This window comes from Flavobacterium granuli (assembly GCF_031456055.1).
In the GTDB taxonomy this organism is placed as follows: domain Bacteria; phylum Bacteroidota; class Bacteroidia; order Flavobacteriales; family Flavobacteriaceae; genus Flavobacterium; species Flavobacterium granuli_A.
Genome location: NZ_JAVDTX010000002.1, coordinates 1 through 19,283 on the forward strand (window position 1 = coordinate 1; position 19,283 = coordinate 19,283).

Annotated in this window: 21 protein-coding genes; 16 read left to right on the forward strand and 5 right to left on the reverse strand. The window is 33.8% G+C overall.

The genetic code is table 11. The features are described 5' to 3' along the window. Positions 1 to 498: 498 nt before the first annotated feature. From J2W95_RS04255 to J2W95_RS04285, 7 genes are all read left to right on the forward strand, one after another. The gene (locus tag J2W95_RS04255) at positions 499 to 1,329 is read left to right on the forward strand and encodes a 1,4-dihydroxy-2-naphthoyl-CoA synthase (protein ID WP_310004274.1); all 831 of its coding nucleotides are present in this window, start codon (positions 499 to 501) and stop codon (positions 1,327 to 1,329) included. Between the two features lie 80 nt (positions 1,330 to 1,409). Beyond that, a complete protein-coding gene (locus J2W95_RS04260) occupies positions 1,410 to 1,925 on the forward strand; it encodes a PH domain-containing protein (protein WP_310004276.1) in 516 nt (171 codons plus the stop codon). After that, a complete protein-coding gene (locus J2W95_RS04265) occupies positions 1,925 to 3,445 on the forward strand; it encodes a PH domain-containing protein (protein ID WP_310004278.1) in 1,521 nt (506 codons plus the stop codon). Before J2W95_RS04260 ends, J2W95_RS04265 begins: the two co-directional genes overlap by 1 nt. A gap of 75 nt (positions 3,446 to 3,520) precedes the next feature. Further along, positions 3,521 to 4,483, forward strand: a complete 963-nt coding sequence (gene menA, locus J2W95_RS04270) for a 1,4-dihydroxy-2-naphthoate octaprenyltransferase (protein ID WP_310004280.1) — start codon at positions 3,521 to 3,523, stop codon at positions 4,481 to 4,483. A 43-nt stretch (positions 4,484 to 4,526) separates the two neighbouring features. Further along, entirely contained in the window at positions 4,527 to 5,204 is a 678-nt protein-coding gene (locus J2W95_RS04275) for a metal-dependent hydrolase (protein WP_310004282.1), read from the forward strand. A gap of 145 nt (positions 5,205 to 5,349) precedes the next feature. Then, positions 5,350 to 6,552 carry a tetratricopeptide repeat protein gene (locus J2W95_RS04280; RefSeq protein ID WP_310004284.1) on the forward strand — a complete coding sequence of 401 codons (1,203 nt, stop codon included), beginning with the start codon at positions 5,350 to 5,352 and terminating at the stop codon, positions 6,550 to 6,552. An 85-nt stretch (positions 6,553 to 6,637) separates the two neighbouring features. Then, the gene (locus tag J2W95_RS04285) at positions 6,638 to 7,681 is read left to right on the forward strand and encodes an o-succinylbenzoate synthase (RefSeq protein WP_310004286.1); all 1,044 of its coding nucleotides are present in this window, start codon (positions 6,638 to 6,640) and stop codon (positions 7,679 to 7,681) included. Positions 7,682 to 7,778: 97 nt separating this feature from the next. On the opposite strand, the gene J2W95_RS04290 is transcribed toward J2W95_RS04285, so the two are convergent. Together J2W95_RS04290 and J2W95_RS04295 are read right to left on the reverse strand one after the other, a co-directional pair. Beyond that, positions 7,779 to 8,336 (reverse strand): acetate uptake transporter, encoded by a 558-nt coding sequence (locus J2W95_RS04290; protein ID WP_310004288.1) that lies wholly within the window; start codon positions 8,334 to 8,336, stop codon positions 7,779 to 7,781. A gap of 128 nt (positions 8,337 to 8,464) precedes the next feature. Further along, a complete protein-coding gene (locus tag J2W95_RS04295) occupies positions 8,465 to 8,809 on the reverse strand; it encodes a DNA polymerase III (RefSeq protein WP_310004291.1) in 345 nt (114 codons plus the stop codon). Between J2W95_RS04295 and J2W95_RS04300 the strand changes: the two genes are divergently transcribed. Further along, complete coding sequence (locus J2W95_RS04300) at positions 8,790 to 9,083, forward strand: hypothetical protein (RefSeq protein WP_310004293.1); 294 nt, start codon at positions 8,790 to 8,792, stop codon at positions 9,081 to 9,083. The two genes, J2W95_RS04295 and J2W95_RS04300, sit on opposite strands and share 20 nt — an antisense overlap. Before the next feature lie 28 nt (positions 9,084 to 9,111). On the opposite strand, the gene dnaX is transcribed toward J2W95_RS04300, so the two are convergent. Then, positions 9,112 to 10,197 carry a DNA polymerase III subunit gamma/tau gene (gene dnaX / locus J2W95_RS04305; RefSeq protein WP_310004295.1) on the reverse strand — a complete coding sequence of 362 codons (1,086 nt, stop codon included), beginning with the start codon at positions 10,195 to 10,197 and terminating at the stop codon, positions 9,112 to 9,114. 166 nt (positions 10,198 to 10,363) lie between these two features. On the opposite strand from dnaX, the gene J2W95_RS04310 reads away from it, so the two are divergent. From J2W95_RS04310 to J2W95_RS04340, 7 genes are read left to right on the forward strand one after another with little or no spacing between them, the layout of a single operon-like run. Continuing rightward, positions 10,364 to 11,509 carry an NAD(P)/FAD-dependent oxidoreductase gene (locus J2W95_RS04310; protein WP_310004297.1) on the forward strand — a complete coding sequence of 382 codons (1,146 nt, stop codon included), beginning with the start codon at positions 10,364 to 10,366 and terminating at the stop codon, positions 11,507 to 11,509. A gap of 35 nt (positions 11,510 to 11,544) precedes the next feature. After that, on the forward strand, positions 11,545 to 12,258 hold the full coding sequence (locus tag J2W95_RS04315) for a methyltransferase domain-containing protein (protein ID WP_310005377.1): 714 nt from the start codon (positions 11,545 to 11,547) through the stop codon (positions 12,256 to 12,258). A 39-nt stretch (positions 12,259 to 12,297) separates the two neighbouring features. Further along, complete coding sequence (locus J2W95_RS04320) at positions 12,298 to 13,350, forward strand: type III polyketide synthase (RefSeq protein WP_310004300.1); 1,053 nt, start codon at positions 12,298 to 12,300, stop codon at positions 13,348 to 13,350. Between the two features lie 44 nt (positions 13,351 to 13,394). Next, positions 13,395 to 13,823: a 3-hydroxyacyl-ACP dehydratase FabZ family protein gene (locus J2W95_RS04325; RefSeq protein ID WP_310004301.1), complete on the forward strand. Its 429-nt coding sequence runs from the start codon at positions 13,395 to 13,397 to the stop codon at positions 13,821 to 13,823. Between the two features lie 14 nt (positions 13,824 to 13,837). Beyond that, a complete protein-coding gene (locus J2W95_RS04330; protein WP_310004302.1) occupies positions 13,838 to 15,112 on the forward strand; it encodes a beta-ketoacyl-[acyl-carrier-protein] synthase family protein in 1,275 nt (424 codons plus the stop codon). 43 nt (positions 15,113 to 15,155) lie between these two features. Then, complete coding sequence (locus J2W95_RS04335; RefSeq protein ID WP_310004304.1) at positions 15,156 to 15,410, forward strand: acyl carrier protein; 255 nt, start codon at positions 15,156 to 15,158, stop codon at positions 15,408 to 15,410. Beyond that, a complete protein-coding gene (locus J2W95_RS04340; protein WP_310004306.1) occupies positions 15,407 to 15,892 on the forward strand; it encodes a 4'-phosphopantetheinyl transferase family protein in 486 nt (161 codons plus the stop codon). Before J2W95_RS04335 ends, J2W95_RS04340 begins: the two co-directional genes overlap by 4 nt. A gap of 183 nt (positions 15,893 to 16,075) precedes the next feature. On the opposite strand, the gene J2W95_RS04345 is transcribed toward J2W95_RS04340, so the two are convergent. Then, on the reverse strand, positions 16,076 to 16,675 hold the full coding sequence (locus tag J2W95_RS04345) for a 3'-5' exonuclease (protein ID WP_310004308.1): 600 nt from the start codon (positions 16,673 to 16,675) through the stop codon (positions 16,076 to 16,078). Further along, on the reverse strand, positions 16,675 to 18,591 hold the full coding sequence (locus J2W95_RS04350) for a DUF294 nucleotidyltransferase-like domain-containing protein (RefSeq protein WP_310004310.1): 1,917 nt from the start codon (positions 18,589 to 18,591) through the stop codon (positions 16,675 to 16,677). Before J2W95_RS04350 ends, J2W95_RS04345 begins: the two co-directional genes overlap by 1 nt. Positions 18,592 to 18,764: 173 nt before the next feature. Here J2W95_RS04350 and J2W95_RS04355 point away from each other — a divergent pair, with 173 nt between their 5' ends. Continuing rightward, positions 18,765 to 19,271, forward strand: coding sequence for a DUF2911 domain-containing protein (locus J2W95_RS04355; RefSeq protein WP_310004312.1), 507 nt, complete (start codon positions 18,765 to 18,767; stop codon positions 19,269 to 19,271). Positions 19,272 to 19,283 lie beyond the last annotated feature (12 nt).

Consider the following 19,283-nt stretch of genomic DNA (forward strand, 5'->3'; position numbering starts at 1 on the left):
TAAGCCCGCCTGCGCAGATGGTACTGCAGTTATGTGGGAGAGTATGTCGCTGCCTTTTTTTATAAAACCCTTCATCTAGCGATGAGGGGTTTTTTGTTTTACAAAATTTTAAAAAAATGTCTTTTATATTGTCTTTATTTTTTATAAATGTGTACTTGTTGTTAAAATTACATCTTTATAAAATAATGTATTGATTTTATTAAAATAAAACACTCTTAGAATTTCTTAAAGTTGTTATGAGTGCGTCAATGATGGGAGCAAGTTTTCGAAGTAACGCGCACTGCACGAGAGTATTAGGGATAGTGGGTGACTTAGTAATACTATTGGAAGCATCCTTTTTCTAATGGAGGCACGCCCAATGCATTTCGCAAGTAATAAATTATGTGGGGATGTTTTGGTTTATATTTATTGGTTAACATGTGCGGTTTAATTCTATTTATTCTTTAAAAAGTAAAAAATGGTTTATTTTTACACTAAAATAATTTAAAAGTAAATAGAATGGATTGGATAACTGCCAAAGAATTTGAAGATATAACCTATAAAAAATGTAATGGTGTTGCTAGAATAGCTTTTAATAGACCTGATGTGCGTAACGCCTTTAGACCTAAAACGACATCTGAATTATATCAAGCTTTTTATGATGCTCAGGAAGATACTTCTATAGGTGTGGTTTTGCTTTCTGCTGAAGGGCCTTCTTCTAAAGACGGAGTGTATTCTTTTTGTAGTGGAGGTGATCAAAATGCTCGTGGACATCAAGGTTATGTAGGTGATGATGGACAACATCGTTTGAATATTCTAGAGGTTCAACGATTAATTCGTTTTATGCCAAAAGTAGTTATTGCTGTAGTTCCTGGTTGGGCTGTTGGTGGCGGTCATAGTTTGCATGTTGTTTGTGATATGACTTTGGCGAGTAAAGAACACGCAATTTTTAAACAGACCGATGCCGATGTAACAAGTTTTGATGGTGGATATGGTTCAGCTTATCTTGCCAAAATGGTAGGACAGAAAAAAGCTCGTGAAATTTTCTTTTTAGGGCGTAATTATTCTGCTCAAGAGGCTTTTGAAATGGGTATGGTCAATGCTGTTATTCCACATGCTGAATTAGAAGATACTGCCTATCAATGGGCTCAGGAAGTTTTAAGTAAATCTCCTATGGCTATAAAAATGCTTAAATTCGCCATGAACCTTACTGATGATGGTATGGTGGGACAACAAGTGTTTGCGGGAGAAGCGACAAGACTTGCCTATATGACCGAAGAAGCAAAAGAGGGCAGAAATGCATTTCTTGAAAAACGTAAACCGAATTTTGAAAAAAAATGGTTGCCATAAAAAGTTTAAAAGTTTCAAGTTTCAGGTTTCAAATTTTGAGGCTGAAACTTGAAACTTTAAATTTTTAATAAAATTTTTAAATGGAAGATTTTACAAATGAAACAATTGACACTACACAGCTTCCAAAATATGAAGAAGTTGAATTCTCTGTTTTGCATCCCAATTATTGGAAAGTAATTTTAATAAGTCTATCGGTTTTCTTTTTGATTGCTGGAATAGGCTTAGGGGGTGCATTGTATTTTAATGAGGAACTAGTTGTATTTATTAGAGAATTGAGTATTATTTATGTTGTTTTGGTATTCATTGTACTTTTCTTTTCTAGATTGGGTTTCAATAAAAAAGGGTTTGCCTTTCGAAATCATGATGTATTGTTCAGACACGGAATAATTGCCACAAATACTCTTGTAATACCTTATAACAGAGTACAGCATGTAGCTTTGCATGAAGGATTGTTATCTCGAATTTTTGGTTTGGCTAAAATAGAAATATTTACAGCTGGCGGTAGCTCCAGTGATATAGAAATTCCTGGAATAGACAAAGCACAAGCTGAAAACATCAAACAATTGTTGATGGGTAAAATTCAAAAACAATTATAATGCAGGAGGATTTTAGTCAGCCTCAGAGACAGTCCATTGTGGGGATTTTTGTGATGTTTATTTATTCCCTTCAAGGTTATGCCAAAGCTTTAGGGCCTATTTTGCTTATTTGGATTTTTAAATTCAACGAGATCAATAAAGTTTATTTGGTTGCTGGAATCTTGGTTATTTTTGCTATTATTGGAATTGTTTCCTATTTAAGATACTTAAACTTTACGTTTTATATCGATCAGGAAAATGAGGAGTTTATTATCACAGAAGGTGTTCTAAATAAAACTAAAACAACTATTCAACTTTATAAAATTCAGCAAGTAAATATCAATCAGTCTTTAATTCAAAGATTGGTAGGTGTCTATGAATTGGTTGTTGATACTGCGGGCTCCAATAAAAAAGAGGGGAGTATCAAGGCAATTTCGCACGCTTTGGCATTGGACTTAAAAGCTCGTTTATTGGAGAATGAAAGTAAAAAGTCTTTGGGCTCTCATGATGTTTCTACTTACTCGAATGAAATTTCAATTGAGAAAAGGAATGATGCTGAAATTCCGTTTATAAAAATCAGTTTTCTGAGTTTATTGAAAATTGGGATTACTTCAAATTATGTGAAAAGCTTTTTTGTGTTATTGGCTTTTTTTATTTCGGTTTATGATCATGTGAAACAAATTACCGGAAGGGACGTTTTAGATGAACAAAATATTGAGGATTATGTGGACAGAAGCCAAGTTGCGACGGCATTCTCGGTCTTATTTATCATTTTCTTTTTGACTATTATCATTATTAATTTGGTCAGAACCATTTTTACTTATTTTGATTATAAAATTGCTAGACAAAAAGGCTCTTTATTACTTTCTTATGGTTTATTGAATACTAAAAGTACGATTATAAAGCCTGAGAAAGTTCAAATTACAAGTGTTACCCAGAATTTTTTCCAAAAGAAAATGAACGTTTTAAATCTTAAAATAAAACAGGCAACAGGCGGGGAAAAGGAAGAACACAAACAGCATATTGAAATTCCGGGTTGCAGCCACTTGGAAAAGGAGTCAATCCTGAAATTACTGTTTCAAAAAATCCCCGAAAAAGGAGTGATGCTAAAACCTAATTTTAGAAAACTCGGATTTTCTGTTTTTCTGACAATTGGATTGCCTTTGTTGGGATTCTATTTTGTCAGGGATTTGATAATGGGACAAATGCCTATGATTGATTATTTGATGTTCTTGTATGTTGTTTTTGTTGGGATTATTCAGTTTTATATTTTTAAAAATAACCGACTGTACATAAATAATGATTTCATAATCCTGCAAAGCGGTGCTTGGGATGTTACTAACAAAATTATTTTACCCAGTAAAATTCAGGCTATTACCACTTCGCAGTTGTTTTGGCACAAAAATATCAATATTGGATCCTTAACTTTACATACCGCAGGAGGGAATATTAGTTTTCAATTGGGTAATTTTACAGCTATAAAACAATACGTCAACCTTTGGTTGTACGAAATGGAAACTTCCGATAGTAATTGGATGTAAAAAAAAATAGTTTCAAGTTTTAGGTTTCAAGTTTGGAGTCTGAAAACATGGAACTCAAAACTTTAAACATAAAATATGAAACACTGGATTGAAGCCGCAAGATTAAGAACATTACCATTATCTGTATCGGGAATTATTGTTGGAAGTATGTATGCACTTGCAAACCCTACCGATAATGTACTCACACCAACCGAAGTTTTCAATTGGGAAATATTTGCTTTTGCGTTATTGACAACTTTAGGTTTGCAAGTACTTTCTAATTTTGCCAATGATTATGGTGATGGCGTAAAAGGAACCGATAATGAAGATAGAGTAGGGCCAAAACGTGCAATTCAAAGTGGTGTAATTACTCCACAGGCTATGAAAAAAGCACTAGTGATTACTTCGATATTAACTTTGGCTTCAGCAATATTCTTGATTTATGTTGCTTTTGGAGAGAGTAATCTTGTTTATTCCTTATTTTATTTAGTATTGGGAATCTTGGCCATAGCTTCTGCGATTCGTTACACGGTGGGAACTTCTGCTTATGGATATCGCGGATATGGCGATATTTTTGTCTTTGTGTTTTTCGGATTGGTGAGTACTTTGGGTGTTAATTTCTTGTACTCAAAACAATTGGATTGGGTGCTTATTTTACCGGCCACTGCAATTGGATTATTAAGTGTTGGTGTTTTGAATTTGAATAATATGCGTGACCAAGCTTCAGATGCCAAATCTGGAAAGAATACGATGGTGGTAAAAATGGGAGCTGAAGCAGCCAAAAAATACCACTATTTCCTAATCGTTTCGGCTATGGTTTCAGTGCTTGTTTTTGCAGTATTGAGCGGTTTTCATTTTGACCAATACTTGTTTTTATTGGCCTATATTCCGTTGACAAAACATTTAATCACGGTTTACAAAAACCAAGACCCAAAATTGCTTGATCCTGAATTAAAGAAAGTGGCGATAAGTACCTTTATGCTTTCTATATTATTATCTATTTGTATGATTTCGTTGATTTCAGACATCATAGTAAATGTTTTCTTGGGAGGAAGATAATCTCAAAATTTTTGAAATATTTTAATTTTAAATCTAAGATAAAATGAAAATAACATTCTACGGCCATGCCTCTTTGGGAATAGAAGTTGGTGGCAAGCATATAATAGTGGATCCTTATATTTCGGCCAATCCTCAGGCTTCACATATTGATATCAATACACTAAAAGCCGATTTTATACTTTTGACACACGCTCACGGAGACCATATTCTCGATGTTGAAGCCATTGCCAAACGAACAAATGCTGTGATTGTTTCCAATGCTGAAATCGCGGGATACTATGGAAAAAAAGGTTTTCAATCACACCCGATGAATCACGGTGGAAGCTGGAATTTTGACTTCGGAAAACTAAAATATGTAAACGCAATCCACTCGAGTTCGTTTCCTGACGGAAGCTACGGTGGGAATCCCGGCGGTTTTGTAATCGAGGGCGAACACAAAAACATCTACATTGCCGGCGATACAGCTCTCACAATGGATATGAAACTCATCCCGATGCGAACCAAACTCGATTTGGCTATTTTGCCTATTGGTGACAATTTCACGATGGATGTCGATGACGCCATAATTGCTTCCGATTTTATCGAATGCGATAAAATTTTAGGTTACCATTACGATACATTTGGATACATCGAAATCAACCACGAGGAAGCCATCAAGAAGTTCTTTGACAAAGGAAAAGACTTGATGTTACTCGAAATAAGTAGTTTTATTGAATTATAATTAGGAGCTTTATCCTGCTATCCGTTACAATCTTGTGAACCGAACACCGGCTCACAAGGATTTTTACTACTATCAGGGCTAGGAAATTCCGGATTTCAAGATCATTCCTTAATCTTAAATCAAAAATATTTTAATCATTTTTATAATGACCAAACAACTTCTTTTATTATTTACACTTCTATTTACCACTTTTTCTTTCTCGCAACAAGACGGTTATTGGGATAAAGATAGATCCACCACCAAGGAAATAAACGTTTCGGCAAGAGACCGTATTGTCATCAAAACTGAAGATTTACCGCTTGGAACTACCGAAATCGTATATAGAATTACTCTTTTGGATGAAAATCAGCAACTGGCGAGCAGTTTGGTTTCTGTTCTAAAATCAATTCCAGATCCAACCGGAATCAGTCAAGGTTCTGCGGGAGCCGTTTTTGTCTTGTCAAAAATATCCGGTGACGATAAATGCACGTATGCCATTTTTTCTACAGATAAATTGGCAACAGAGTATAAAGATTCAGGAAAAACACTTGAATCTTGTTTGATTCAAAACGAACCTTTGAGTAAAGATGCAAAACGTCTTTCTGTTGATAAGTCAAGCTGTCTGAATGGGAATTCATCAGTGTTATGGTTTGGTTTTGAAAGCAAAAACTGGATCATGAAACAAAAAATAGTTTTGGAAGTTGTGCCTTGGGTAGATAAAAAATTAAGCCGAGGATGGAGCGTAGATAACAGAAAATCTATTATTGACCAATGCAAAACTTCTAATTTGGCTCAAAAAATGACCAACTCGGACAATTTTTGTGTATGCGTTTTGGGAAAAATCCAAGACAAATATAAATTTCAAGAATTTCAAAAGTTATTGCCTATGGAACGTTCCAAAGTTTTTAAAGATGCTGGTGATGTTTGTTTAAGCGAAACAAACACATCTCCGACTGTTTCTGCTGATTTGCGTAAAGAAGCGTCACTTTTGATAAAAAATGGTAAATATGGGGCTGCAATTGAGAAATTAGCCGTAATAATCAATAATGGAAAAGCTACGGTGCTGGATTATAATGCGATTGGAAGTTGTTATCTTTTGACCAAACAGTATGGAAAATCTTTGAAATACTTAAAAGACGGTGAAAAACTCGACGATACAGAGCTTTTGATTCAATTGAATTTAGCTCATGCATATTTACTGAGTGATAATTACAAAGAAGCCAAAAAAATCTATAAAAAATACCAAAATCAAAACGTTACTGACAGTTTGAGTTGGATTCAAAAAACGGAACAAGATTTCAAAGTTTTCCAAAAAGCTGGGATTCAGAATCAGGATTTCGAGAGAGTTTTGAAATTATTGAAAGAATAGCGATCAGTATGTAGTATTCAGTTTACAGTGAACAGCGCTCTGTTTGAGGTAATTGTTGTTCATTATTTATTAAAATCTAAAAAATATGTTTGCAACTTACCACAAATACATTCTAAACTTCAAACGTCCATCAGGAACTTCTCGTGGCGTGATGACAGAAAAAGAAACTTGGTTTATTATTCTGGAACAAAATGGTAAAAAGGGAATAGGCGAGTGCGGCATTCTTAGAAGTTTGAGTATTGATGATCGTCCCGATTATGAAGAAAAATTAAAATGGACTTGCAATAATATTCATCTTGGAAAAGATCAACTTTGGGAAGCGTTATTAGAGTTTCCTTCAATACAGTTTGGAGTTGAAATGGCATTCTTGTCTTTGACGAGTGAAACACCTTTTTTACTCTTTCCGTCAAGTTTTACAAATGGGGAAAAATCAATCAAAATAAATGGGTTGGTTTGGATGGGAGAAGAGGTTTTTATGAAGCAACAAATCGAAGAAAAATTAGCCGATGGATTCAAATGCATTAAACTCAAAATTGGCGCCATAGATTTTGATAAAGAACTGCAATTATTGCGCTTTATCAGACAACATTTTACTCCGGGACAAGTAGAAGTAAGAGTTGATGCAAACGGTGCTTTTGATTCAAATGAGGCTTTATGTAAATTAATTCAACTAGCTGAATTTAAGTTACATAGTATCGAACAGCCAATTCAAAAAAATAACACTGACAGTATGGCAGAGCTATGTAAAACGACTCCTTTTCCGATTGCACTCGACGAAGAGCTGATAGGCGTTTTTACGACTGTTGAAAAAGAAGAATTACTGCTTAAAATTAAGCCACAATATATCATTTTGAAACCTAGTTTTGTGGGTGGATTTCGAGGTACTCAAGAATGGATTTCCTTGGCAGAAAAACATAATATCGGTTGGTGGATTACTTCGGCTTTAGAGAGTAATATTGGTCTTAATGCTATCGCTCAATGGACATTTACATTGAATAATTCATTGCCTCAAGGATTGGGAACAGGGGCGTTGTATACCAATAATTTTGATTGCCCTTTAGTAGTTTCTCAAGGGCAATTATGGTACAGTAATGAGTTGGATTGGAATTTGGATATTGATGCTTTTTAGGTTTTATAATAAAGAAAATAAAACCGATTAAAAGCAAAAGACACAAAACAATATTTGTTTTGTGCCTTTTGCTTTTAATATAATTAGGTTTTTAATGTTAGTAAGGTAACACTCTTTTGTTTTTTGTTTCTTCCAAAAGTTCGGCTACTGCTAAATAAAAAGCACTACTTCCGCAAATTACACCAATCGCTCCTGCAACTGGAGCCAAGGCTTCTATTCCGGTAAATTTTTCAATAGCTAAAACGAAAAATAAAATTGTTAATGATAAGAATACAAATTGCTGTACTTTACTGCCACCCCAAGTTCCCCACCACATAAAAGCGGTGAAAATCCCCCAAAGAGTTAAATAACAGCCGAAAAATGGTGCTGGAGTTGTACCAGCCATTTCAAATCCCGTATTTGGTAAAAGCCAAATTCCAACCAAGGTAAGCCAAAAGAAGCCATAAGAAGTAAAAGCGGTCCCTGCAAATGTTTTTCCGTTTTTGTATGACAATATTCCGGCTATTATCTGAGCTAGTCCCCCATAAAAAATACCCATAGATATGATGACGGCACTTACTGGGAAAAATCCCAAATTGTGAATATTCAATAAAATTGTGGTCATTCCAAATCCCAAAAGGCCTAAAGGAGCTGGATTAGCTGGTTTATTCTCCATTTTTAGTTTTTTAAATTGTTAGTAAAGTTTAAAAATAACGTTATAGTTCGTTATCAATTGGTATAAAAATAACAATTTATGATATAAAATACTCATTTCTGTCATAAAGAGTAGTAATGACGAATAAATTAGGCATCTAAATCCAAACCAAAAGTAGTTCTCAATAATTCAATGTTCGGATTGATTTCTAAAAATCTGTTGTAACGATCTTGGTCAGTAAAGTTTCTTCTTATTTCGATGCTTTCATTGACATTTACTTCGATAGTGATGTCGTGATTATGCAAATGTCCACGCAAATGTCTTAAAAGACCAATCATTTCACTTTCGAAGTCTAATTTTGAACCCTCATTTGGAAGTTCAAAAGTTATACTGGTACCGTCTAATTTTGGGTCATTAATCAATAATAAGGATTCCATTATTTTGTATCCTTTTTCTCCTAGACGCTGAGCATATTTGGTCCATTGTAAAAGCATTTCGGTTTCGGTAAAAGCTTCAGAAGGTAAATTGGTATTTTCTTCTTTGACAAAACCTTTTAAGTTTTCTTCTAAAGACTTTTTGGCTCGAATACTAGAAAGTGATAAAGCCGAAAACTTAGCTTCGTTACTTAGTGTGCTTGATGTTGTAGGACTTGAAGTTTGTAGTTTTTCTTCAGAAACAACAATAGGTTTGGTAATTTCAACCTTTTCTATATTAATATTGCTATTAGGATTAATAGTTTCTTTTTTAGAAACTTCAACTATGGAATAATCTGTTTTTCTGAAATAAGTAGGCGGAATTATAAATTGCTCAACTTTTTTTTTTCTCCATCATAAGTGATGGAGGCAAGTTGCATCAAGCAAAGTTCAACAAGTAGTCGTTGATTCTGGCTGGCTTTGTATTTTAAATCACAATCATTGGCAATGTCAATTCCTTTCAGTAAAAAGTCCTGACTGCATTTTTGAGCCTGAATGCCATACATTTTTTGTGCTTGCTCACCAACTTCCAATAAAACTAGAGTAGAAGGAGTTTTGCTTACCAATAAATCTCTGAAATGAGTAGCCAGTCCTGAAACAAAATGATGGCTGTCAAAACCTTTGGCTAAAATATCATTGAATGCGATTAACAAATCTGGGATTTTATTTTCCAGTATTAAATCGGTGACATTAATGTAGGTTTCGTAATCTAAAACGTTTAAATTTTCGGTAACAGCCTGACGAGTCAAGTTATTTCCGCAAAAAGAAACCACCCTGTCAAAAATAGATAAGGCATCACGCATGGCACCGTCCGCTTTTTGGGCAATAATATGAAGTGCATCATCCTCAAAAGCGACACCTTGGCTGCTTGCTACATCGGCTAGATGTTCTTTAGCGTCTTTTACGGTAATTCTTTTGAAATCAAATATCTGACAACGTGATAAAATCGTTGGAATAATCTTGTGTTTTTCGGTCGTAGCCAATATGAAAATGGCATGCTTTGGCGGTTCTTCCAATGTTTTTAAGAAAGCATTAAAAGCAGCCGAAGACAACATATGAACCTCGTCAATGATATACACTTTGTATTGTCCAGTTTGTGGCGGAATACGAACTTGATCAATCAAATTTCGGATATCATCAACAGAATTGTTAGAAGCAGCATCCAATTCGAAGACATTGAAAGCAAAATCTTCGTTAGGATCATCATAGCCTGGCTGATTAATTTTTCGTGCCAAAATTCGCGCGCAGGTAGTTTTTCCAACACCACGAGGCCCTGTGAATAGAAGAGCTGAAGCTAAGTGATTGTTTTCTATGGCGTTGAGTAATGTATTGGTAATCGCTTTTTGTCCCACTACATCTTTAAATGTTTGGGGACGGTATTTGCGTGCCGATACTATAAATTGTTCCATAGATTTTTTTATTCGAAAGCAAATATAGGGTTAGAAAAATCAAAAAGCAATTTATTTTTCAGGCTTTATATTTTCTTTTAAAAATCGATTTGAATTCGGAATTGAGTGGATATTTACGTATTTTCACCTTTGTTTTGAAATCCAACCTTTTAAAATTGACTTTTCTATGGATACAACTAAGGCGGTTACAATTGTTGGAGGAGGATTGGCCGGATTAACAGCTGCTATTCATTTATCCAAAATCGGACTAAAAGTTGTTGTGATAGAAAAAAATGAATTTCCTAAACATAAAGTTTGTGGTGAATATATTTCAAATGAAACCCTATCTTATCTAGATTGGCTTTCGATAAATATATCCGAATTAAATCCTGCTTATATTTCAAAACTAGATTTCTCTACTGCTGATGGTAAAAGGGTTAGCTGTGATTTGCCTCTTGGCGGATTTGGAATCAGTCGGTATGCTTTAGATGCTTTTCTTTGTAAAAAGGCACTACAGAATGGTTGTGAAATTATTCATGACTACGTTGATGATATTGATTATAAAAATGATCTTTTTACTGTTTCAACTTTGAATAACAGGATTATTAGTTCTGAAATAGTGATTGGAGCTTTTGGCAAACGATCGAATATTGATCAAAAGTTAAAAAGGGAGTTTATTCAGAAAAAATCACATTGGCTTGCTGTAAAAGCTCATTATTCAGGTGAATTTCCAAATGATGTGGTGGGTTTGCATAATTTTGAAGGAGGGTATTGTGGAGTTTCAAAAGTAGAAAACAATGTTATAAATATATGTTATTTGGCTAGTTATGAATCATTCAAAAAACACAAAAGTATTGAAGATTATCAGAATCAAATTGTAAGTAAGAATCCGCATTTGAAAATGATTTTTGATTCGAGTAAAATGATTTTTGAGACTCCATTGACAATCAGCCAGATTTCGTTTGATAAAAAAGCAACGGTGGAAAATCATGTTTTGATGATTGGTGATACGGCGGGTTTGATTCATCCTTTGTGTGGAAACGGCATGGCGATTGCGATTCACAGCGCAAAAAACGTTTCGGAACTGATTGGTGATTTTTATGAAAACAAGATAAAATCCAGAGATGAATTGGAGAAGAAGCACATTGCGGAATGGAACGGTAATTTTAAAAAAAGATTAAGAATTGGGCGTATTTTGGCTTTTTTACTGCAAAAACAAAAACTTTCTGCTGTTTTGATGAAAATAATGATTAAATTCCCATTTTTAATAACCATTATTATTAAGCAGACCCACGGAAAATCAATTATTGTTGAATGTCCTAAATTTCAATAATGAAAGCAATTCAATTTAATTCCTAAATGATTAAAATGGTCCTTGTGAATACTCAATATAGAACGAGCAATCCTGAAATAATGGATGATTTTGAGTTGGAGGGAGATGCCTTAAAAAAAGCATTGGACAAAATTGCGCAAATAAATCAACTTTTGGGAGGGAATCAATTGACTTTGAAAGGTGTTGAAAGATTACTTAGAAAAGACTCGAATTCAAAATCAATCACGATTGTGGATGTTGGTTGCGGAAACGGAGATATGTTGCGAAAACTGGCTGATTTTGGTTTTCAGAATAATTTAAATTTAGAGTTAGTTGGGGTAGATGCTAATAATTTCACCGTAAATTATGCAACTGATTTATCTGTTAATTATCCTAATATTAAATATAGGTGCGAAGATATATTTAGTGAATCTTTTAGTGAGTTAAATTGTGATATAGTGCTTTGTACCTTGACTTTGCATCATTTTAAAAACGATGAAATTGTTAGGTTGCTAGAACTGTTTAATAAGAATTCGAAACTTGGTTTTGTTGTAAATGATTTACATCGGAATTCAGTTGCTTATAGATTGTTTCAGTTGCTTTGCTTTGTTTTCCGAATGAATAAAATGTCTCGAGAAGATGGTTTGACTTCTATATTGAGAGGCTTTAAAAAAGAAGAGTTGATTGCGTTTTCTGAAAATTTAAGATTTAAAAAATACAGTATTCAATGGAAATGGGCTTTTCGGTATCAATGGATTGTAGAGAAATAACAATATTTTGTTTTTAAAATAGACCCCAAAAGAAAATAAATGAGCGTAAAAATAAAATGTGTTGCCAAGCAATTACCGAAGTTTTCGAGAACTACGGAGGAGATTCTTCCTTTCTTGAATATTTGGTTAGAAGGTCAAGAAGAGCGTTTTATTCGAAAAGTAATGAAAATATTTGAGGGAGCCGGAGTCGAAAAGCGGTATTCAATAATGGAACCTATTACAGTTTTTGAAAACACCTCATTTGAAGAAAAAAATGACATTTATATCAAGGAAGTTATCGATTTGGGTGAAAAAGTCCTGAATAAAGCTTTGAAAAAAGCCCAATGGCAGCCTGAGGATTTGGATTATATCATTACAGTAAGCTGTACTGGGATTATGATTCCTTCCTTGGATGCTTATTTGATTAACAGTTTAAAATTACGACAAGATATTGTGAGGTTGCCAGTTACTGAAATGGGTTGTGCGGCAGGAATTTCAGGAATTATTTATGCTAAAAACTTTCTTCAGGCAAATCCAGGAAAAAAAGCGGCAGTTATTGCGATAGAAAGTCCGACAGCTACATTTCAATTAAATGACTTTTCGATGGCAAACATTGTGAGCGCGGCTATTTTTGGTGATGGAGCGGCCTGTGTTTTGCTTTCATCGGTGGAAGATGAGGAAGGACCTGAGATTATAGCCGAAGAAATGTATCATTTTTTTGATAATATTCATATGATGGGATTTAAACTCACTAATTCAGGGTTGCAGATGGTTTTGGATATTGAGGTTCCTGAAACAATAAGTTCTCATTTTGGAGATATTATTCACCCTTTTCTAAAAAAGAATAGTTTAGAAATATCAGATATTGACCACTTGATTTTTCATCCTGGTGGAAAAAAAATTGTTCAAATTGTAGAAGATCTCTTTTTGGAATACGGAAAAAACATAGATGACACTAAAGCTGTTTTAAAGCTTTATGGGAACATGTCGAGTGCAACTGTATTGTATGTTTTGGAGCGATTTATGGATAAAAAACTAGAAAAAGGCTCTAAGGGCTTAATGTTGAGTTTTGGACCTGGATTTTCAGCTCAAAGAGTGTTGTTGCAATTTTAGTACGGTAAAAAGATTTTTGATTTTGTTTGTTTTAAGAGAAATCAATGGAAAAAATAGATATAATTTCAAAATTGCCCTATTCCAAGCCGTTTCTGTTTGTGGATAAGATTATCCGGATAGATGAAGACGGAGTGGAAGGGGAGTTTACTTTTGATGAAAAACTAGATTTTTATAAAGGGCATTTCAAAGAAAATCCGGTTACACCCGGTGTGATTTTGACAGAGGTTATGGCTCAGATTGGATTGGTTTGTCTTGGTGTTTTTTTGTTAAATGAAAATATAAGTTCAATATCGCTAATCGCTTTAACATCAACTAGTATTGATTTTTTTAAACCTGTTTTTCCAAACGAAAAAGTAACGGTTGTTTCGGAAAAAATATATTTCAGATTTGGAAAATTAAAATGCAAAGTTAGTATGCAAAATGATAAAGGTGAAATAGTCTGTAGTGGGATAATTGCAGGTATGATAGTTTGAAATTGTAATTAAAAATGAAAAATCGAGTTGTTATTACAGGTCTTGGCGTAGTTGCTCCAAATGGAGTTGGTCTTGATGTGTTTCAGCGTTCGATAAAAAAAGGAATTTCGGGAATTAGACATTTTGAAGAATTAGAAAGATTAAAATTTTCTTGTCAAATTGCCGGAAAGCCTGATGTTTCAATGGAATTGGCATTACAATATTTTACGGAACTGGAGCTTAAAAATTTTAATGCAACTGGAATTTTATATGGTGTTATTGCAGGAATTGATGCTTGGAAAGATGCTGGTTTATCAGTAGAGATTCGAGATGAACCCGATTGGGACAGCGGAACTATTTTTGGTGCAGGAACTTCGGGAATTGAAAAATTCAGAGAAAGTATTTATAAAATAGACGATTATAAAGTTAGAAATTTGGGAAGCACCACTGTGATTCAAACAATGAGCAGTGGAATAAGTGCTTATTTGGCGGGGAAATTAGGTTTGGGAAATCAAGTGACAACCAATTCCTCGGCATGTACTACCGGAACCGAAAGTATTATTATGGCGTATGATCGTATAAAATCCGGTCAAGCAAAAAGAATGCTCGCAGGAAGCACCAGTGATTCCGGGCCTTATGTTTGGGGAGGATTTGATGCTATGAGAGTTTGTACTTTTAAACATAATGATTCACCTGAAACAGGCTCGAGACCTATGTCAGAAAGCTCTTCTGGGTTTGTGCCTGCTGGTGGAGCTGGGGCTTTGGTTTTAGAAGATCTAGAAACGGCTTTAGCGCGTGGTGCTAGAATTTATGCTGAAGTATTAGGAGGTGATTTGAATTCTGGTGGACAAAGAGGATTAGGAACACTGACCGCGCCTAATCCTGATGCTGTTCAAAGATGTATTCAGAATGCAATGAATAATTCAGAAATTACAGCTCAAGAAGTTGATGTGATTAATGGTCATCTTACGGCTACTAGTAAGGATAGTTTGGAAGTATCAAATTGGAGTTTGGCTTTAGGTAGAGGAGGAACGGATTTTCCTTATGTCAATTCGTTAAAATCAACTGTTGGACATTGTTTATCGGCAGCGGGGAGTGTAGAAAGTGTAGCGAGTGTTTTGCAATTACACCAGGGATTTATTTTTCCGAATATAAATTGCGAAGATTTGCATCCTGAAATTTCGAAAATCCTTGATTCATCAAGAATCCCTTTAAAACTTATTGAAAAAGATTTGAATATTGTCATGAAAGCTAGTTTTGGTTTTGGTGATGTAAATGGATGTGTAGTTTTTAAAAAATATATATCTTAGTGATTGATAATTAAGGTGTTTTGTTAAATGAAATAAATAATTTATGGATAGAGAAGCGACATTAGAACAATTAAAGAGTATTGTAAGACCCTATATTCAGAATCAAGAGGCATTTGATTCTCTAACAGAAGAAACCGATTTTATAAATGATTTGAAAATTAATTCGGCTAATTTGGTTGATGTGATTTTGGATATTGAAGAAAAGTTTGACATCATGATCGATAATGAGTCAATGGAAAAAATGATCAATGTAAAGTCGGCTATTGGAATAATTGAGACTGAATTGGTAAAAAGATGATAGGTAATGATATAGTAGATATTGAATTGGCTCAAAAAGAAAGCAATTGGAGGAGGAAAGGTTTTCTAGATAAAATATTTTCTCAGAAAGAACAATGCTTGATTCTGAATGATACTAATTCTGAGCTTATGCTTTGGAATTTATGGAGTAGAAAGGAGGCTTCTTATAAAATTTACAATCGAATTACAGGAGTCAGAGGTTATTTTCCTAGCCGATTACAATGTCATTATGTGGATGAAAACTCGGGAACCGTCTCTATAGATAGTTTTGTTTTTCATACACAAACCCTAATTACAGATTCCTACATTTATTCAGTAGCTGTTTCTGAGATTTCTATTTTTAATAAAATAAAGTCTTTGGAATCTTTGAAAAGCATTGAAAAAGAGAATGGCATTCCATATATTTTGAATACTGGTTCAAATGTAATTTGTCCTGTTTCAATAACTCATCATGGGCGTTTTCAAAAGGTGATATCGTTGTAATTGATTTTTTTTTAATCATGATAAAAAAAGCCTGATCTCTCTTTAGCCCCGGTTGAAGTGAAAATCCTTATAAGCCGGTGTTCGTCTTGTGAGATTGTTACGGAAAACAGGATGATATTGCCAAAATACTAAATTTTCTGCTTCAAATTTTAATAGTGGAAGCCTATGCTAATAACTAAAAGGTTATTTTATTCCTAATCTGTTCTTCAGTTTTAAAAACAGTAACGCAATAGAGTAAGCATCTTCTGAAGGAGATCTTCGATAGCTTTTCGGTAGTTTGAAAATTTCTGATAATTCATCAAGTGAAAATTGCTTGTCATTGATATCTACCAATTTTCGATACATTACATCGATGTCCAATGCTTCGTTTTTTAATCTTCCGCAATCCAGTCGTAATAGTGCGCTATTGATCATATCGACATCAAAATCTACGTGGTGACCAATTAAAACGGCATTTCCGATATAATCTATAAAGGCGTGAATTGCTTCTGGTTCACTTAGTTTTTTCATTTTGCTTTCCAAAATAAACTCATTTGATAAACCGTTATCATGAAAATACTTGTATTGTAGTAAAATAGATTCAAAACTGTCACCGATATGAATTTTATTGTTCACGATGGCAAAGGAACCGATGGACAATATAACATCCCTGTCAGGATTTAATCCAGAAGTTTCTGTGGATAATACAACATATCGTTTTGATTTATGTTCAAACTTAGCGAGGTAAGCTTTCCAAAAATCAGGATATTCTTTATTTATATTTTTTAGCCAATCTAGCATCATTATGAAAATTGCGTTAGTTTGAAATTAGTTTTAATTAATTCTTCCAGTTCTTTCATTGGGACTAAGGCATTCTTTAATTTTTCTTTGTCTAATTTGGTTAGTTCGCTTAGGTTAATATATTGTCCAGAATTTTCGTTTTTTAAACCTTCATTCACTCTGAATTTTGATAAAGTTAAAAATGCTTCAGCACAATTTAGGTAAATATCTGAATTTTTGGAGTCAATAATGGCTAATTGTTTAAAGCGGGAGTAGGTATTGTTTAGTCCTTTGATTTTAAAATGCAAAGCAAACAATCTAGCTCCGTCAATTAAAGGCATTAATGCTCTCGTTTTTATATCAAATTTGTTTTTATTAGGACCTTCTTCTTCCAGAACAAATTTTTTGAAAAAAGTAAGAGGTGAATTTTTTCGTAACGCATCATTACCGAGGAAATCAAAAAACAAGGTGTTATGATCTAAATCTTTCAGGATAACATTTTCGATGGCTTCGAATATCTTTTTCTCACCAAAAACAAGTTCTAGATCAAAGAAAATACTACTAAGGTCGTTACTGTTTTCACCTGGAGTATTCATCCAACTGTCATATTGTTTAGTCCAGTCTGTCAATGATTTACACCACAGCATATTGCTTGCCATATGACCATTTGGGCATAATTCATAGCCAACTTTTTCTAAAATTGCAGTTGTTCTCTTTGCTAATTTTAAGAAATAATCACGTACATCTCGGTATTTATCAGGAGCTACATCTTCAAATATCAATATACTGTCTTGATCCGTAAGTAATAATTGCTCTTTCCTTCCTTGACTTCCTATGCTCAACCAAGCAAATCGCGCAGGAGGGGAGCCTAAATCCAAAATAGACAATTCGACGGCACGTTTTAATATAGCCGAGTTTATCTCACTGGAAATATTGTTTATATTAGAAAGTGGAATGTTTTTATGAATTGAATTTTGTATTAATTCAGTCAATCTTTCTCTAAGGTGTTTTAGTTCCTTGGCATTTGAAGTTCTTTTGATTTCTTTGATTAAAACACCAGGGTTGTTGGCTTGAGCAATAATCAGATCGTGTTCGGAAATCACGCCTTTTACAGGAGATTTATCGGTTCCATCTGAAGTGACACACAAATGAGTAACACTGTTTTTTAGCATTAAAAGCTGTGCTTCGGCCAAAGAGACATTTTCAACAACAGTTACAACAGGAGAAGACATAATTGCTTTCATAGTAACAGTCAAAGGAAACAATCCTGTGGCAATTTTGGAACACATATCGGTATGAGTTACTATTCCAATAGGTAATTGATTGTCGCAAATAAGCACACTAGTAGTAAGATTTTCGGTCATTCGCAAAGCAACATCTTTGGCAATGTCATTAATAGTTGCCGTAAGTGGTATTCTACTGTAAGTTAACGACTGAAAATACTGCATTTCTGACTTTTGGTCAATATAAACGACATTGTCATTGGCTAATTTCCCTCTTAAATTTTCTTTTTCTTTTGGATTCCAAGTATTGGTAGCGAAACTTTCCAAGAGAAAATTCAGTACATCTGGATTATTGGCTACAAAAGGCCTAAAAGTGACAATTGGGATGGCATAAATAATGCTTTCTTCACGGGCTTTGGCCGTCATCATGTAATTGTTTTTGGCAAAAAACGGTCTTAATCCCAACACATCACCTGCATGACATTTATTTAATAAAGTTTCTTCGGCATCTGCAATAACGGATAAATGGATAACACCAGTGGCAACTACATAGAAACAATCATGCAGTTTATCATTTATTTGGAATAAAGTTTCGTTTTTTTCCATATTCAAAACACGAATACTTGTTGCAATCGCTGATAGTTCCTGGAAAGTCAAGTTGTCAAATGGTGGGTATTCTTTCAAAAAGTCAGCTATATTTTCCGCAATTGTATTCATAGTCTTGTTGTAAAGTAATGCTTGTAAAAATAATAAAAATAGATTTTAAAAGTAAGGCTATAAAAACTAATTTTGATAAATTACGGTATAGTTAAAATTTTCATAAATTACTATGTGTTAGAATGATATTAGATGCAATTATTTAATTTTAATGCTAAATAAATAAATTTACTATGAAAATTTTAAACATCTCATTACTAGTATTGTTCTCATTTTTTGCAATTTCATTTGCAAATGCCCAAGAGAAACCCAAGAGTCCACCGGAAACAGCGACTGGAAAGATTAATGGAGCAACAATCCAAATTAATTATGGAAGTCCTTCAGTAAAAGGTCGAGAAATTTGGGGAAAATTAGTTCCTTTTAATGAAGTTTGGCGTGCTGGTGCCAATGAAGCGACAACTTTTGAAACCGATAAAGCTCTTACAATAGAAGGATTAATATTGCCAGCGGGCAAGTATTCTTTTTTTATTATTCCAAATAAAGATGAATGTACCATTATTTTTAATAAAGAGACTAAACAATGGGGAGCTTATAAATATAATGATAAGGTTGATCAACTTCGTGTAAAAGTAAAACCTCAAACAGCTGATTCATTTGCGGAAAAATTAACATATGTTATAAATGCGACTGATGTAGAATTAATTTGGGAAAAATGGATTATTGGTTTTAATGTGAAATAATTTTGAATCAAA